The organism is Lewinella sp. 4G2 (assembly GCF_001625015.1).
Classification (GTDB): Bacteria; Bacteroidota; Bacteroidia; order Chitinophagales; family Saprospiraceae; genus Neolewinella.
Window position 1 is genome coordinate 316013 of the sequence record NZ_LVWJ02000019.1, and the last position, 16162, is coordinate 332174.

The 16162-nt window shown below is 55.0% G+C and carries 15 protein-coding genes; 10 read left to right on the forward strand and 5 right to left on the reverse strand.

The features are described 5' to 3' along the window. Window positions 1-14: 14 nt before the first annotated feature. A complete protein-coding gene (locus A3850_RS18315) occupies window positions 15-887 on the reverse strand; it encodes an energy transducer TonB (protein WP_068220633.1) in 873 nt (290 codons plus the stop codon). Window positions 888-1152: 265 nt separating this feature from the next. Here A3850_RS18315 and htpG point away from each other — a divergent pair, with 265 nt between their 5' ends. The 7 genes from htpG to A3850_RS18355 all read left to right on the forward strand — a co-directional run bounded on the left by htpG (window position 1153) and on the right by A3850_RS18355 (window position 8196). Further along, on the forward strand, window positions 1153-3042 hold the full coding sequence (htpG, locus tag A3850_RS18320) for a molecular chaperone HtpG (protein ID WP_068221151.1): 1890 nt from the start codon (window positions 1153-1155) through the stop codon (window positions 3040-3042). A 579-nt stretch (window positions 3043-3621) separates the two neighbouring features. Further along, window positions 3622-4050 carry a Dabb family protein gene (locus A3850_RS18330; RefSeq protein ID WP_068220640.1) on the forward strand — a complete coding sequence of 143 codons (429 nt, stop codon included), beginning with the start codon at window positions 3622-3624 and terminating at the stop codon, window positions 4048-4050. A gap of 78 nt (window positions 4051-4128) precedes the next feature. After that, entirely contained in the window at window positions 4129-4752 is a 624-nt protein-coding gene (locus A3850_RS18335; RefSeq protein WP_068220643.1) for a thioredoxin family protein, read from the forward strand. A 28-nt stretch (window positions 4753-4780) separates the two neighbouring features. After that, a complete protein-coding gene (locus A3850_RS18340; RefSeq protein ID WP_068220648.1) occupies window positions 4781-5347 on the forward strand; it encodes a UbiX family flavin prenyltransferase in 567 nt (188 codons plus the stop codon). 29 nt (window positions 5348-5376) lie between these two features. Beyond that, entirely contained in the window at window positions 5377-5733 is a 357-nt protein-coding gene (locus A3850_RS18345) for an arsenate reductase family protein (RefSeq protein WP_068220651.1), read from the forward strand. Between the two features lie 141 nt (window positions 5734-5874). Continuing rightward, on the forward strand, window positions 5875-6780 hold the full coding sequence (gene hemF / locus A3850_RS18350; RefSeq protein WP_068220656.1) for an oxygen-dependent coproporphyrinogen oxidase: 906 nt from the start codon (window positions 5875-5877) through the stop codon (window positions 6778-6780). Between the two features lie 63 nt (window positions 6781-6843). Further along, window positions 6844-8196: a DUF58 domain-containing protein gene (locus A3850_RS18355; RefSeq protein ID WP_068220659.1), complete on the forward strand. Its 1353-nt coding sequence runs from the start codon at window positions 6844-6846 to the stop codon at window positions 8194-8196. A gap of 23 nt (window positions 8197-8219) precedes the next feature. Here A3850_RS18355 and A3850_RS18360 read toward each other — a convergent pair whose 3' ends face one another. Beyond that, complete coding sequence (locus A3850_RS18360; RefSeq protein WP_068220662.1) at window positions 8220-8588, reverse strand: YraN family protein; 369 nt, start codon at window positions 8586-8588, stop codon at window positions 8220-8222. Window positions 8589-8793: 205 nt separating this feature from the next. On the opposite strand from A3850_RS18360, the gene A3850_RS18365 reads away from it, so the two are divergent. After that, window positions 8794-9417, forward strand: a complete 624-nt coding sequence (locus A3850_RS18365; RefSeq protein WP_068220665.1) for a hypothetical protein — start codon at window positions 8794-8796, stop codon at window positions 9415-9417. Window positions 9418-9493: 76 nt separating this feature from the next. Here A3850_RS18365 and A3850_RS18370 read toward each other — a convergent pair whose 3' ends face one another. The 3 genes from A3850_RS18370 to A3850_RS18380 form a co-directional block, all read right to left on the reverse strand. Further along, the gene (locus tag A3850_RS18370; RefSeq protein WP_068220668.1) at window positions 9494-10321 is read right to left on the reverse strand and encodes a mechanosensitive ion channel family protein; all 828 of its coding nucleotides are present in this window, start codon (window positions 10319-10321) and stop codon (window positions 9494-9496) included. Window positions 10322-10375: 54 nt separating this feature from the next. Then, window positions 10376-11659 (reverse strand): asparagine synthetase B, encoded by a 1284-nt coding sequence (locus A3850_RS18375; protein ID WP_068220672.1) that lies wholly within the window; start codon window positions 11657-11659, stop codon window positions 10376-10378. 65 nt (window positions 11660-11724) lie between these two features. Continuing rightward, complete coding sequence (locus A3850_RS18380; RefSeq protein ID WP_068220676.1) at window positions 11725-14319, reverse strand: T9SS type A sorting domain-containing protein; 2595 nt, start codon at window positions 14317-14319, stop codon at window positions 11725-11727. Window positions 14320-14533: 214 nt separating this feature from the next. Between A3850_RS18380 and A3850_RS18385 the strand changes: the two genes are divergently transcribed. Both A3850_RS18385 and A3850_RS18390 read left to right on the forward strand, forming a co-directional pair. Then, window positions 14534-15226 (forward strand): hypothetical protein, encoded by a 693-nt coding sequence (locus A3850_RS18385; protein WP_068221154.1) that lies wholly within the window; start codon window positions 14534-14536, stop codon window positions 15224-15226. Beyond that, on the forward strand, window positions 15169-16098 hold the full coding sequence (locus A3850_RS18390; RefSeq protein ID WP_076639981.1) for a DUF92 domain-containing protein: 930 nt from the start codon (window positions 15169-15171) through the stop codon (window positions 16096-16098). The genes A3850_RS18385 and A3850_RS18390 overlap by 58 nt, the downstream gene beginning before the upstream one ends. Window positions 16099-16162: the final 64 nt, after the last annotated feature.

Consider the following 16162-nt stretch of genomic DNA (forward strand, 5'->3'; position numbering starts at 1 on the left):
CCCGGACGCCAACCCTACAACCGAAAAACCCTGCCTGAGTAAAGCAACTCATCGTCCTCGGACAACAGTTCATAGTGAAACCACCGAGGTTGATAGTCCGCTACGTCGATGCTGATGCCATTCACGCCCGCTTTGGTATTGGCTTGCGCCAGGTCGAGGAAGTTCATCTCTTCGTCGTACAGTTCGATGGTGACCGCCGCCGCCTCCGTGCTGCTGAACGTCAGAAATAGTTCCTCTCCGGTCATGCCCAGGTCAGCCTTTAGATCCGTGATGGTACTGCCCTTGGCAATTTTTTCGCATTCGTGGCAGGTGGGGTGAAAGTTGATTTGTTCCCCCGAACGTCGGTATTCGATCGGTTCGGGTAAAGTATAGGGCGGGGGCACCTTAGGGCTGAATTTTCCGCTTTCCAATTTGAATTTTATCGGTAGGCTCCACTGTACCCGCACTGCTTCCCCGTCCATAAGCCCGGGCGTCCACCGGTGACCATCCGCCATCATTTGGCGGCCGATACGTAGCATTTCGTGTTCAAATTGGCCACCGGGGTTGCGGGTTACTTTAAAGGAACTAAGGCAACCGTCTTTTTCTACGATAAATGACAGGATAGCCATTCCTTGAAAACCGCCGTCTCTAGCCGCTTTTGGATAGGCTAAATCCTGATAGGTGTATTTCAATAAGGCTTTATCGGCAATCTTTTTTCGCTCAAAATAGGGGAGGTCATTTTCCTCTTCGGAAACGGGGAAGGTCGGCATTTCCGTTACGACTTTAAACACTTCGCCCAGCGTATCCACTTGGCAATTACAGCTCAGCATTTCGCTACTCTGTCCGAGGAGGGGTGCCCAACAGGTATTGAGAATAAATAGGAAGATTAGGGGTAGGGTGCTTTTCAAGGGGTTTGTTTTAATCGTTCGTAAGGTACGCCGGCTTAGATGGTTGTATAGTTCTTGGCGGTAAGTCCTTTGTTTCCCCCATTTTATGGCACCCGCGGCAGCGCCTTTATTAGTCTATAGTCTGTAGTCTATAGTCGTGGCGGCCACTCCACACTGTAGACTGTAGACTACAGACTATAGACTACATTCTCCCGCCAAAAAGTCACCCCCACCCCCCTGGAATACCCTTTGCCCATTCACCAGCCCAAACCAAAACATGACAACTATGCAGACAGGAAATATCTCGGTCCAAACCGAAAACATCTTTCCCATCATCAAGAAGTTCCTCTACTCCGATCAGGAGATCTTTCTGCGGGAACTCGTCTCGAACGCCGTGGATGCCTCTTCGAAGCTGAAGACCCTCAACCGGAAGGGTGAATTCAGCGGCGATATTGGCGAGGACACGATCGACATCATCATCGATAAGGAAGCAGGTACGCTGACGATCCGCGACCGTGGTATCGGCATGACCAAGGAAGAAGTGGAGAAATACCTGAACCAGGTGGCCCTCTCTTCCGCCCAGGACTTCGTGGATAAGTACCAGGACGACGCTAGCATCATTGGCCACTTCGGTCTCGGTTTCTACTCCGCTTACATGGTCGCCGACAAGGTGGAAGTGCAAACGCTGAGCTGGAAAGACGGCGCCGAACCCGTGCGCTGGATCTGTGAAGGTGACCCGACCTACCAAATCGGTGAGGGCGACCGCGACTTCCGCGGCACGGACGTGATCCTGCACATTTCCGAGGACAGCAAGCAGTACCTCGAGGAAGACGAAATTGAAGGCCTGCTGAACAAGTACGCCCGCTTCCTCCCCATCCCGATCCGTTTCGGTACCCGGACGGAAACGACCTACGAAGAATCCGACGTGGCCGTCCTCGAAGGCGAGGAGAAGCCCGAGCCCGTCAAGGTGGAGACCGAGGTGGACAACATCGTCAACAACACCCACCCTCTCTGGAAAAAGAACCCATCGGACCTGACGGACGAAGACTATAAGGACTTCTACCGCGAGCTCTACCCCGCGAGCCAGCCACCGATGTTCTGGATCCACCTCAATATCGACTTCCCCTTCAACCTGACGGGCGTGCTATACTTCCCCAAACTGGCGGGCGGTATGGAACTGCAGCGGAACAAGATCCAACTCTACTCCAACCAGGTTTATGTGACTGACGACGTGAAGGAGATCGTACCCGAGTTCCTCACCCTGCTCCACGGCGTGATCGATAGCCCGGACATCCCCCTCAACGTCAGCCGCTCCTACCTGCAGGCGGACACGAACGTGAAGAAGATCACCGGCTACATCACCAAAAAGGTAGCGGAGAAGCTGAACGACCTCTACAAATCTGACCGCGAAGACTACGAAGCGAAGTGGGCCGACCTCGGCGTATTCGTAAAGTACGGTATGATCTCCGAGGACAAGTTCTACGACAAGGCGAAGAAGTTCGTCCTGCTGGAAAACACCGACGGTAAGAAGTTCACGCTGAAGGAATACCGCGAGCGCATCACGGAAAACCAGACCGACAAGCACGACCGCACGGTGGCCATCTACACCGCCGATAAGGAAAAGCAGCACACCCTGATCTCCGGCGCAACGGACCGTGGCTACGACGTCCTCGTCCTGGAACACGCCATCGACGCGCCCTTCATCCAGTCCCTGGAGCAAAAGGAAGACAAGATCACCTTCGTACGGGTCGACAGCGCCACGCCCGACCAACTCGTACAGAAAGACGAGGAGAAGGAAAACCTACTGAGCGAGAACGAGACGACGACCGTCAACGACCTCTTCAGCGGCATCGTCGGCGAGAAAGGCTCCGTAGAAGTGAAGCCGCTCGACACGACGGACGCGCCGGTACAGATCGTTCGCCCCGAGTTCATGCGCCGCATGAAGGAGATGCAGATGCTGCAGGGCATGGACGCTTCGATGTTCCCCGACATGTACAACGTGATCATCAACGCCAACAACCCCGTCGTGAAGGAGAATATCCTTTCCGTTGAAGACGAAGGCGCCCGCGCGGAAAACGCCACCCACCTCTACCAACTCGCCCTCCTCAGCCAGCAGATGCTGACGGGTAAAGAGCTGACGGAGTTTGTGGCACGGAGCGTAAAAATGATGAAGTAGTTCCTCGCTTCTTCTTGCAGCCACCCAGCTGACTGCGACTGATGGAACGGCCATCCTCTTTGGAGGGTGGCCGTTTTTTGTATTGGGGTTGCTTCAATTCGCAGATGTCGCGTATCCCTCACCCCAAAACCTTCACACTCTCTTAACTTAAAAAAAAAAGCAAACCAGCCCAAAAGTTGTGACCATCCAAATTTCCCACGTCCTAAAGGCAGTTAAACGATAAAAAAGAACCTTCCCGATCAACCCCAATCCAAGTCTTCTAGTGCAAACAAAATAAATACCGGACAACAACTCCATTTTCTCTTTTCGTCCAGAAATAACGCCGAGGAGAAATACCGGCCCAGTGATTAAGTAATGTGTGTGTATAAGTGAAATTTTCTGCCACGAGTGCTTTTCAGCGCTCGTGGCCTTTTTTATTACTGTCGATCCCGGAAGGACCACGCAGTAGACGCGAAGCGCATCACCAAGATAGCCCGGACCACGAAGTAGCTGCGTAGCAAATCAGATTTGTCCGAAGGACAAAGCAGATCCCGGCGACGTGATGCCACGAGTGCCACGATTTTAGCTACCTTCAAATCCATGAGATACCTCCTCCCCCTCCTCTTCCTCCTAGCCTGCAACACCCCCGACCAACCGGGCACCAACGACGCACTCACCGAAACCACCACCACAACCGCTCCCATGATGGCTGAAACCCCGGATTCCCTCTTGCGCCACGCCGTTCTTTTCTCGTTCAAAGAAAGTGCTTACCCCGCCGGCGCTAAAGCAGTAGAGGATGCCTTTCGGGAGTTGCCCAATAAGATTCCGGAGATTCATGATTTCGAATGGGGCACCAACAACAGCCCCGAAGGCTTGGACCAGGGCTATACCCACCTCTTTTTCGTCACCTTCAAATCGGAAGAGGACCGCGCGGCCTACCTCCCCCACCCCGATCACTTGGCATTTGTGGAGGCGCTTAAGCCTCACTTGGACCAAGTCCTGGTGCTCGATTACTGGACGCAGCGGTAGGGAACTTCAGGCTACCCACCTTTCGCACGCAACAATGCGGCCACTTTTGGGGTATCATGGGCCAACTCATTCCCCACAATGGCCACTCCCCTCCACACGGCGTTACTCTCCGCCCGCCCCTACCCTGTCTACCGGCAATTTCTGACGGACCTGCTCGAAAAAGAAGGCCGCACTACGGGCGATAACCAGTCCGAACTCTACGTCAGCATCGCCAAACTGAACCAGGCAAGGATGGGCCGGCTCGACCGCAAGAACCGCCTTACCGATGAGTTTCGGGAGTTGCTTACTGGTCTCACCAAAAATTACACCATTCTCGTCCTCACCGAAGGTTGGTGTGGGGATGCGGCGCAGATCGTCCCGGTCCTGAACTGGATGGCGGAGGCCAGCCCACGCGTCCAGCTCTTCTGCGCCCTCCGCGACGCTAACCTGCCGTTGATGGATCAGTTCCTGACCAACGGCGGCCGCTCCATCCCCAAGGTTTTCTTCCTGGAGGCCGGCACCGAAAACATCCTCGCTACCTGGGGGCCGCGGCCGCTCATCGCCCAGACGATCTCGATGGCTTACAAACGCAAGCCCGAACCGAAGGAGAGTTACGAAGTCCACCACGCGGAATTACACAAATGGTACGCGCGGGATAAAACCCTTTCCACCCAGGCGGAATTACAATCCATACTCACTTGGCTGGAAAGTAGTGGCCAGTAATGTTTACCACGGCCCCAAACCGCATCCCATGAAAAAACACAAGATCGTCGTCGCCATCGGCGGAAGTTCCGGTAGCCTCTACGCCAAATTATTGCTGGACCGACTGGCCGGACTATCCGACCAGTGGGAGGCCGTCGGCGTCGTCATGACGGATAATGGGCGTTACAACTGGGAGCTGGAGTTGGGGGAGTTTTCCGAGGCGCTTTACCCCGACTTTACCTTTTACCAGAAGATGGATTTCATGGCCCCCTTCGCCTCCGGTTCGGCGAAGTACGGCACGATGATCGTCTGCCCCTGTTCCATGGGTTTGCTGGCCCGCATCGCTACCGGCGTCAGCGCGGACCTCATCACGCGGGCAGCGGACGTCGTGATGAAGGAGCGCCGCCGCCTCATTATTGTTCCCCGGGAGACGCCCCTTAGTTTGATACACCTCCGCAACATGGTGGCCATCACCGAAAGTGGCGGGATAATTTGCCCCGCCATCCCTAGCTTCTACGGCAGCGCCGCTACGCCGAATGAATTAGGCCTGACCGTCGTCGACCGCGTCCTCGACCTAGCCGGATTTGAACTAGACACCTTCCGTTGGGGAGAATAAAATAGATATAACTGACTAATTAATTTGATATGGCCAAAGTATTCCAATTAAATACCTGCACCACCTGTCAGCGCATTCTCGGCGAATACGGCGAGCGCCCCGACATGGAAGTGATCAACATCAAGGACCGCCCGGTCACCGAAGCCGAACTGGACCACATGCGCGACCTTGCGGGTAGCTACGAAGTCCTCTTCAGCCGCCGCGCCATGAAGTACCGCAGCCTGGGCCTCGCCGATAAAGTACTGGCCGAGGAAGACTACAAACGCCTGATTCTCGAAGAATACACCTTCCTGAAACGCCCCGTCACCATCATCGGCGACCAGATTTTTATCGGTAATTCCAAAAAGCAGGTAGCCGCCGCGATTGCCGCTATGAATGAGGAATAATAAAGACGCTCTCAAACAGATTATTTAGGGCGCTGCCGCAGGTGCCAAGAAATTGGAAAAATGAGGACCGCAATTTGACAACGGACCCACCCAGTAACGAAGGACGACGCCCTACCTTGCGGACCAACCCAAGTAAGGACCATGGCCCCCAACAAACAGGAAATAACCGACTACTTCCGTACCCTCCAGGACAACATCTGTACCGCCCTCAGCGCCGCCGATGGTAACGATTTTGTGGAGGACAGCTGGGAACGCCCCGGCGGTGGCGGCGGCCGGGCCCGCGTCCTGAATGGTCACCACATCCAGAAGGGAGGCGTGAACTGGAGCGCCGTCCACGGTAACCTCCCCCCCGCCGCGGCGCAGAGCCTGAAAATTGGGACGGAGGAAACCAACTTTTACGCCACGGGCGTGAGCATCGTGCTCCATCCCCGTAACCCCCACGTGCCGATCATCCATATGAACGTCCGCTACTTTGAGCTGGACGGTGGCCGCTTCTGGTTCGGTGGTGGGATTGATCTGACGCCCCACTACGTCGTACCCGAGCAAGCCGCCTACTTCCACCAGCAGCTCAAGGACACCTGCGACCGTTTTGACGGCGCCTACTACGACCGTTTCAAGACCTGGGCGGACGATTACTTCTACATCCCCCACCGCCAGGAGACCCGCGGCGTGGGCGGTATTTTCTTCGACCGCCTCGAGCCAGTCACCGAAGGCAAATCGAAACGCGAACTGTTCGATTTCACTGCGGCCGTCGGGGAAACCTTCGTCCCTACCTACCTCCACCTTCTGGGTCTGAACCAGGATAAGCCCGTCACCGAGGACGAACTTCGCTGGCAGGAACTCCGCCGCGGCCGCTACGTGGAATTCAATTTGGTCTGGGACCGGGGCACCAAATTCGGCCTCACCACCAATGGCCGCACCGAATCCATCCTGATGAGCCTTCCCCCACTCGCCGGTTGGACCTACGATTACCAACCCACCCCCGAAAGCCGGGAAGCCTTCACGTTGGCCAACCTGAAAAAGGGCGTGGACTGGCTGGCGGGATAATTCCTGCGGTCGGGCTCGGACACGGCACGTGCAAATTGCGCCAAGCGTATATCTTTACCCTCAATGCGTGAGCACCTCAATTCCTTTTACGACCACCTGCGCTATTTCTACCTGGGCAACCGCTTCTTCTACGCGGTAGCCGGAGTGATCTTGCTATCCGTAATTGGTTTTTCCGCAAACTGGGTTTTCTACCTGGCCGTGCTGGGCCTTGTCGCATTGGTGATTGCCACGCTATACGATGTCTACTTACTCTACCGGGCGGCCAGCGGTATCTCCGCTACCCGACGGACACCCAAGGTCCTTTCCCTGAGCGATGAGATGGCCATCCGCGTAAAGGTGCGCAACGATGGGGCCGCCCCCGTCGCCGCCACGCTGGTGGATGAACTCCCCGCCCAACTACAAATCCGCGATCATCGAATTGCCTTTACCCTCGATCCGGACCAGGAGAAAGAACTGACCTACCCCGTCCGCCCCATGTCGCGGGGTGAATACGCCTTTGGCAACATCAATATCTTCCTGACGAGCAATCTGGGTTTGGGCGAACGACGCGTGGAGGTACCCGCTGAGGAAGTCGTCCCCGTCTACCCCAGTATTCTGCAAATGCGGCAGTTTGCTCTGAAGGCGAAAACGACAATCCCCGCCCCCGGCATGCGGAGGATGCGCCGCCTGGCCAAGAGCTACGAATTTGACCAGATCAAGGACTACGTGCTGGGTGATGACTTCCGCAGCATCAACTGGAAGGCCACCGGCCGCCACCAAAAACTGATGGTCAATCAGTACGAAGACGAACGCGCCCAGCGGGTATTCTGCGTAATCGATAAAGGCCGGACCATGCTGATGCCCTTTGACGGGCTGAGTTTAATGGATTACTCCATCAACGCCACGCTGGCCCTCAGTAATGTTATCATTAATCGTCAGGACCGGGCTGGCCTCCTCACCTTCTCCGACAAGATCGGGAACGTCCTCCCCGCCGACAGCAAACCAGACCACATCCGGCGGCTGCTCGACGTACTGTACCGGCAGCAGGAAAGGCAGAAAGAATCCAATTACGACCTGCTTTACTATGCCAGCCGGCGTTTGCTGGGAGGACGGAGTCTCCTGATCTTATTCACCAATTTTGAGAGCAATTACGCACTGGATCGGGTGTTACCGGGCTTGCGAAAGATCACCAAGGCCCACCAGTTGGTCGTGATCATGTTTGAAAATACGGAGGTCGCCGACAAACTGGAGGGGCGCGTAGAAACCGTTGAGGAGCTGTACCAACAGTCCACCGCCCGCCACTTCATTCAGCAAAAGCAACTCATGGCTGCCCGGCTACGGCAGAACGGAGTTAAAGTGATCCTCACCCGCCCGGAAAACCTGACTGGCGACGTCATTAATAAGTACTTGGAACTGAAGGCTCGGGGAGTAATCTAGGTGGCCCAAAGCCCAACCTTCGTTCAGTGAAGGCCCGGAAAAAAGGCATCTTCCAAGTGCTCCAGATCGTACTGCCCGTTTGGGTGCAGGACGATGGAGATTACGTCGAAGCGAAAGGCGCCCTCGTGGTTGGCGGTGTACATGAAGTGAGCAGCAGCCTTAGCGAGAAGCTTTTTCTTGGCATCGGTAAAGGCAACTGTTGGGTGCCCGTGGCCCAATCCCCGCCGGGTTTTTACCTCGATGAAGTAATAGGTTTCATCCTTTAAAGCGATCAGGTCGATCTCCGCCCGCCGGTAGCGATAGCTGCTTTCCACGATGGTGAAGCCGCGTTGGTGCAGGTACCCCTCCGCGATCGCCTCCCCTAGCTGGCCCGTCTGCTGGCTGTCTTTCACGGTTGAAAGGTAAGGGTTGCACCATCAGATGCCATTTGCGCGAGAAAACACCAGCCCGGCATCCGTCGTTACGTTGGCAAGCTAAAAGGACGTTAATTTTAGCCCCCGAGCCAACGTGTGCTTCGTTGCTGGCGTCCTCCGCTACGCAAGGCGACGGCTGCTTCGAGGCGCCCAGTTTTACTTTACCAAACTCCAAGCAAAGGTTATGAATAAGTCCCTTCTCTTTCTTCTTCTCCTGATATTCAGTTGTTCCACCACCGCCTTCGCCCAAACTTCGGAGGAAGAAGCACAGGACGATCTTGACTACTATAACAACTCCACCACTAGCGACTACAGTGGAGATCGTAGTGGTAAACTGTGGTACGGTACGGGGGCAATCCTGGGCTTCAATTCCAATACCGTTCAGAGCAACTTCGTGTTGGGGCTTACCCCGATCGTCGGGTACAAACTCAATAATTGGTTAAGCGTTGGCCCTCGCGCTGGCATCACTTACAATCGGATCCGTTTTGCCAGCTTCAACAGCGCGCCGGATGAAAAGTACAGTTTCATTGAGTGGAGTGCAGGTCCCTTTGCTCGTGCTCTTGTCTACCGCGGCATCTTCGTGCACGCAGAATACAGCGTCACCAGCGAAGCAACGGGGATTGACCAGAATACCAATGAAGTAGTGAAGAGTACTCGCTTCACACCCTTCCTTGGTGCAGGACTCCAACAGGGCGGTGGCATTGGCGCGACGGGTTTTGAAGTTCTGATTCTATTCCGTCTCTCTCAGGCGGAATTGATTGGTGACCGCCCATTTGAAATTCGGACGGGGATCAATTACAACTTCTAAGAAACCAGCCAACCTTAGTAGACCTCACCTACTTGGCTAGACCCAAAACCGGGCTATGGAAGTGCGTAATTAGTAATTACTCTCCAATCCCCCCAAGCTCCACTCCTTCGCTGTAAGCCATTTTGATGCCGTTAGCGGACATGGCTGCCTTTACCCGCTCATTCACGGCGAAGGTCGCATCCCAGAAATCGTTCGGCTTCACAAATGGCCGAATGGCAACGATGATATTATGGGTATCATAAGATTCAATCCCCACCTGCGGGATGGGATCGTTCAGGATGATATCTAAATCCTGCAAGCACTCCAGAATAATTGATTTCAGCCGTGGAAATGATTCTTCGTAAGCCATCAGGATAGACAATTCCAACCGGATGTAACCCTGTGTACTAAAGTTCGTCACTACGCCTCCGATGACATTGGCATTGGGCACAATCAGTGTTTTCTCACCGGGCGTCCTCAGGATGGTATTAAATATCTGGATCTCTTCCACCCGGCCAAAATAGCTGTCGGGAATCTGCACCCAGTCTCCAATTCGGTAGGGCCGAAATAATATGATAATGATGCCCGCCGCAAAATTGGACAGGCTTCCCTGCAGAGCAAGACCGATCGCAAAACTAGCAGCCGCCAGCACCGCTACAAAGGAGGCTACGTCGATACCCAGGACTCCCGCAACCGTGAAGAGTAAGAGGATCTTCAGTAAAATCCCCACGACGGAACCAAGGAAAGGCGTCAAATCCTGACCGATGCCCCGCGCCGACATGGCTTTCACGGCAATAGTTACCAATTTATTGATGATCCGTATGCCGACCAACATGATCACGATGGCGGCCAGTACCTTGGGGGCGTACTCCATTGCCATGGTGACCGCCGTATCGAGGTAATTCGTCATTGTTTCCGTCTCCATACCGCAAGATAAAAAGTGGCCGGAAAGAGCACCATTAAACTGGAGTAAGGAAGCTTACTTAGTCTTCCGCTTCTGCTTCTTCGCCGCAGGGAATAGGATATTATTCAAAATTAGCCGATACCCGGGGCTATTGGGGTGCAGGCTGAGGTCCGTCTCCGGGTCATTTACGAAGTGCTGGTAATCCGCCGGGTCGTGACCGGCGTAAAAGCTGAAGAAGCCCTCCCCAAAATTACCGTGCAGGTAGCGTACTTCCTTGGCGGGTTTATTCTCTCCCAGGATCAAGATATCCGATTTGATCGTCCGCTTCTGGAAGGCCGTCGTCTGGCCCATGAACCCTTTAACCGTGCGGAAGTGATTCTGGGTGAGCATCGTCGGTACCGGGTCCCACTTAGCGCTGAAGTCGAACAGCGTGAAGTAATCCTGGTCCTTACTCACCTTGCGCGGGTTGTGGTCGATATCGCTGAACTCGTATTCCAGCGGATTACGTCGCAGCTTAAAATCCTGGAAAGCAAAGGTCTTCGAGAAATCCAACTTGGATTGTGCCGTCGGGTCGATCGGGTCGCCGTCGTACATCTCGGCACAGATGTCGAGACCCTCAGCGGCCAGGGCGATGTCGTAGCTATCCGTCGCCGAACACATGGCAAACATGAAGCCGCCGCCACCGACGAACTCACGGACTTTCTTCACGACGGCCAACTTGCTCTGGCTGACTTTATCGAAACCATTTTCTTTGGCGAGTTTCTCCTGGTAGGCCACCTGCCGGCGGTACCAACCAGCGGTGTGGTAAGCCTTGTAGAAGCGGCCGTGCTGCCCCGTAAAGTCCTCGTGGTGGAGGTGCAGCCAGTCGTACTCGGCCAGGTTATCCTCCAGCACTTCGGTATCGTAAACCGTTTCGTAGGGGATTTCGGCGTAGGTCAGCACGAGCGTTACCGCGTCGTCCCATGGTTGCACTTCGGTGCCTTCCCGGAAGTTGAACTCGGGCGTGTAGACGGCGATCTTCGGCGCCTTCTCCAGTTTCATCGCGTCCATGTTCTTCTCCGGGTTGGCGATCTCAGCGATGATGGCGTTGAACTTCCCGTCCGGAATCACCTCGTACTTCACGCCCCGCGTCAGGCACTCCCGCTCGAAGGCCCGGCTGTGTTGGAAGGCAAAACTGCCGCCCCGGTAGTTCAGTAACCACCAGGCCTCGATCTCATTGGAAAGCACCCAGTAGGCGATACCGTAAGCTTTCAAATGGTCCGTCTGCGATTCGTCCATCGGGATCAAAATCGTAGATGCCCGTGCGGTCACGGAGCTAACGAGTAACAGGAGAATAAAGGATAGTTTGCGTAAAGACATACTCAGTAAAGTTCTGTTAGCCCTAACGTTTTTACCAACCATTTAGGTGTGCTTCTCTTCGGTATTTACTCCACGATCAGGCGTTGGCCAAGACCGGAGGGTTGACCGTTTTCGTCCAGGGGCTGCACAAAATACAGACCAGCCTTTACATCCTGCAGCGACAGTTCGGTTTTCATGCCCCGTGCTTTCGTCCGGACAATCTCCCTGCCAGCAATGTCGTACAAACGGTATCCGTCTGCTTCCCCCTCAAGGGTAACCTGCCCGCGCGCGGGGTTCGGGTAAATAGCAATGGGCGCTGCCGCGGGTGCAGTGTCAGGACCGAATAAAGAGACCAACTCGTCCACCCGGAAGTCCCAAGCGCCACGGCCGTAGGTACCGAAACGGGCGATGCCCTTCTCCGGGACGAACTCCACCGAGTAGTAACGCATCGTGGGGGCGAACTGCCCCGTAAGGTCAAACCACCGCTCTTCACTTTCCAGGTAAACAAACGGGCCGGATTCCGTTGCCGCAAAAAGCATGGTCTCATCTTCGTTCGAAGCTAGACCGTGCACCACCGTGGGCGGCAAGCCTTCGCTGATGGGTTCGAAATTGTCACCTCCATCCTTCGATCGCCAGACCGGTGGATTGCTGTAGCCAGAACCACCTAACCACACCGTTTCGGCCTCCGTCTTGGAAGCGTGGATGGCCTGCCCGTAGAGGTACCATCCTTCGGGGATGAAGTTGAGCGTTCGGTCCCAGGTCTGCCCGCGGTCGTCGGAAGCAAAGAAGTTCCCTTCTTCCGTTGCCACGTAGAAGCGGTCCGGATTGAGCGGTGAGTAGGTCATGGCGGAGAGCTTCCCAGCTGCCGCGTCGATAAAGTCAAAGGGAAGGTCCGTGGCTTCGATCTCGCCGATGGCACGATTCAGTTTCAGTTCCACCAGAAACGATCCGGGGCGCTCGGAATTAGCACTACCACCAGCCAGGTAAGCAACGAGTTGCCCGTCCGTTCGTGGTGCGGACATCAGCGGGTTGATCCAGATAAATTCATCCGGGCTGTTGAGCTCGTAGCGATCAAAACCATTGTAGTACTTTCCGGCATCGTCCCAATCGTAAAACCCATAAACTACTCCCCGAGGATAAACGGTAAACATGGCTTCCCCTTCGTTGGCAAAATCAATGTGTCCAAAGTCACCCCCGAACCACTTGTAGCCGCCCGTGATGCTTTCAGCTCCATTCTCCAGGTCGTTCAGTACCTGGAAACCCTGGTCCTGCGAGCCCGCGAAGATCTCGTCGGGGTTCCGAGGGTTGGTTCGCACGTCGTAATACTGGGCTACATTCAGGCCCCGCTGGGCAATGCTGTACCACAGGCTATCGGTGGGGTTGAGCTGATTCAAACCGCCGTGGTTACTTACCAGCATCTGCTTTTCACCCGTTTCATCTTCCACCTCGAGGAGGCGCATGATGTCAGCGTGGAGGTACTTGACCGGGTCTTCGCGGTTCTGGAACCACTCGTTGGGGAAGTAAAAGGTCTGTCCACCATCGCGGCTCACCCATAGTTCTACTGCGCCCCAGGCTACGAAATCCGGGTCGGAAGGCCGTACGTAGATGGACTGGTAACGCCAGGGCACTTTCTCAAGATCCGGCAGGCGGCTCCACGTTCCACCGTCGTCGTCACTGCGGTGTAGTTCCTGTCCGGACTGCAGGTAAAAGCGCAGGCTATCCACCGTTCCCGGCTCGTTGGTTGCGGTGATGCGCGAGCGTAGGTCCGCATCCACGGGGATATTCGCTAATTCGGTAAAGTCACCGTTCGGTGAGTTCTGGTCCAATTCATAAAGCCCGATGCTAAACGTTAAGTTGGGGCTTGTTCTCCGGGTGGCGTAGAATAGCCGATTAATTCCCACGGGGCTGTACAGGTGGGTGATGGTCTGCACGTAATCTGGTGTCGCTTCCGCCGGGGTATTCATACTCGTGTAGGTCCGCCCTCCATCAGGTGATTGAAAAAGGAGGTACCGTAAGCGATCCACCTGCATAGATGCGTAAGCCATATTTCCCACTACTTGCGGGGAGAAGAAGCGAGTGATTTGCTCGGGCCGCAACGTTTGCCCGTTTAAAGAAACGGTCGCAAATTCCCAGGTAAGGCCATCGTCCTCCGAGTACATCGGCCGGTTGTCTGCGTACGCGATCAGGTTACGCCCGGTTGTCGTCGGCACCAGCCCTAGGTATTCCCGGCTGAAGTAGATATCGTGGTTGACGAGGCTATACTCTTGTTTCGGGTAGTCCATCTCCCAAATCGCACCGCCGGCGGACATGATGAAAAGCCGGTCCGGGTTTTCCGGGTCCTGAATCACGTCGTGGATGCTTCCGGCAATCGTGTTGCTGCCGCGCTCAAACCACTCGCCACTCAGGAGACCGTCGGCGAATGTTTCCACGCTTTTCTTCCGTGGGCCGTTTTTACGCTTGCGGTGGCGGGCCATGGCGTTTTCGGCTTCCAGCTTTTCCCAGTCCGTACCGGGCGCGGCGCGGTGGATCGCCTCCAGCCAAGCCTCGCGGTATTCGTGGTTTTCCTCGCCTTCGCCCATGGGTTCGGCGGGGATGGAAAGTAGGTTGTCCGGTTGGACCTGGGCGCTGTCGCAGGATGCGAGGCAAAGACTAAGAAAAAGGAATAGGGCAAGGTTCTTCATAGTGCAATAGGGTGTGTGTGGAAATACTTGACAGTCAAGGTAATACCTGGGTAAGTTGTACCGCAAAATTTTGTTGCGATACTGATGTTTCAATTAGTGTGAATTCATCTTCGGTCGGCGGGATTACGCACCGCCCGCCCAATTCAACAATTTGTTTTTACTCGAATCACGACCTACTTTTACGTGGTATTCCTTTATGTACGCTGATCCCAAGATGAAAAAGCAAAAAGTAAACCGCAAGTATAATTTCCCCGACGCTGACCTCTATCAGATGTGTATGGACGCCATCCGGCTGGCTAAGCGGGACCTCGCCCACTTCAAGGAATACAACTACGATGGCCGCCGGCTGAAGGGCTTCCACGACCGCTGCGCCAAATTCATCGAAGGCCCCGACGACGATGAATTACTGGGTGACCAGATGATCGTTACCGACAAAAAGTACGAGGCCGCCGACCAGGTCCGCCACGCCGTCCGCTCCGTGATGACCCGCGTGCGAATGAAGTTCAGCAACCGAACGGGACGCTACCGCAAATTCGGCACCGCTAAAATTGGTGACATGACGGACGCCCAACTCCTCTTCTGTGGCCGCCGCGTAATTCGTGTCGCCCGCGCCCAGTGGCCCTTCCTGGAGGAGACCGGCCTCAACGAGGGCCACCTCGAAAAGCTCGCTAACGCCTGCAAACGGTTTGAACAAGCGATGAACATCCAGCAGGATAAGGTCGCGGATCGGGACATCGCCGTCGAATCTCGTATCGACATCGGCAACCTACTTTACGACGAGATGATCAAAGTCTGCGACATAGGAAAGGACATCTGGGCCGAGACCGACCGGGCCAAGTACGATGCTTATTGCATCTACGAGAGCAACAACGAGCAGAAGATCATCGCCAAGTCCAAACAGTCCTGAGTTACATCCTCCTTACCACCGACACGATCTTAGTACTCCTTTGCTGTCCATTCTTCTGCTGGTGGGCCGTTCGCCGAGGGAGCCTGACGCTTGGTGGTGCCCTGGCGGCAGTGGCCATTGCACTGAGCGTGACGTTCAGTATCGGTTCCTTTTACCTCCTTCCCCTCCTTGTATTTTTCGGCTCGAGCACGCTGATTGGAAAATTCCTCCCCTCCCAGCAGGTAGCAGCAGATGATAACCACGGAAAGGCACGAAACGCAATTCAAGTTTTGGCGAATGGCGGGCTGTACGCAATTGTGGCAATACTGTCCTACTTACACGTACTACGCGCTGATAAAGAACTTGGTGATATCATTTTAATGGTCCCGACAACTCCGGATGATGCGTACTATTACGCCCTCTACGTTCTAGCCGCCATCGCCACGGCGGATACCTGGAGCAGCGAAGTTGGCCAGTACTTCAGCCAACCGACCTACGACTTGCTTCGCGGGAAGAAAGTACCGCCTGGCCTCAGTGGTGGGGTAAGTGTATCCGGAAGCGTGGCTGGTTTAGCGGGTTCCTTCCTCATTGCCTTACTAAGCCTGATCGATCCCAGGCTGACTGGAAGCCAAGTACTCATGATCACTTGTGCTGGCTTCCTCGGGATGTTGATTGATAGCTTGCTGGGCGCTTCGCTCCAGTCCACCTATTACGATAGTCAACGCGACTTGCTGCTGGATAGCCAGCTTACGGGATCGACCCTGGCGCGTGGCTACGCCTGGATGACGAATGATCTAGTTAATCTCCTCGCCCTGGCTATCGGTCTTCTTGTGTGGTACTTTTTATTGTATCCCTTCTTCCTCGGTTTCTCCTCTCCTCCCGTCGTCCTGTAAACCTTACGTTCTGGCCGTTGTACTTTGGCGAGCAGTGAGCCACTCATCTAAAGACTGATCCATC

Bases quoted from the DNA above. Each gene is read 5' to 3' on its own strand.
- htpG (WP_068221151.1), top strand. From the start codon at position 1,153: ATGCAGACAGGAAATATCTCGGTCCAAACCGAAAACATCTTTCCCATC.
- A3850_RS18330 (WP_068220640.1), top strand. From the start codon at position 3,622: ATGAGATACCTCCTCCCCCTCCTCTTCCTCCTAGCCTGCAACACCCCC.
- A3850_RS18335 (WP_068220643.1), top strand. From the start codon at position 4,129: ATGGCCACTCCCCTCCACACGGCGTTACTCTCCGCCCGCCCCTACCCT.
- A3850_RS18340 (WP_068220648.1), top strand. From the start codon at position 4,781: ATGAAAAAACACAAGATCGTCGTCGCCATCGGCGGAAGTTCCGGTAGC.
- A3850_RS18345 (WP_068220651.1), top strand. From the start codon at position 5,377: ATGGCCAAAGTATTCCAATTAAATACCTGCACCACCTGTCAGCGCATT.
- hemF (WP_068220656.1), top strand. From the start codon at position 5,875: ATGGCCCCCAACAAACAGGAAATAACCGACTACTTCCGTACCCTCCAG.
- A3850_RS18355 (WP_068220659.1), top strand. From the start codon at position 6,844: ATGCGTGAGCACCTCAATTCCTTTTACGACCACCTGCGCTATTTCTAC.
- A3850_RS18365 (WP_068220665.1), top strand. From the start codon at position 8,794: ATGAATAAGTCCCTTCTCTTTCTTCTTCTCCTGATATTCAGTTGTTCC.
- A3850_RS18370 (WP_068220668.1), bottom strand. From the start codon at position 10,321: ATGGAGACGGAAACAATGACGAATTACCTCGATACGGCGGTCACCATG.
- A3850_RS18375 (WP_068220672.1), bottom strand. From the start codon at position 11,659: ATGTCTTTACGCAAACTATCCTTTATTCTCCTGTTACTCGTTAGCTCC.
- A3850_RS18380 (WP_068220676.1), bottom strand. From the start codon at position 14,319: ATGAAGAACCTTGCCCTATTCCTTTTTCTTAGTCTTTGCCTCGCATCC.
- A3850_RS18385 (WP_068221154.1), top strand. From the start codon at position 14,534: ATGAAAAAGCAAAAAGTAAACCGCAAGTATAATTTCCCCGACGCTGAC.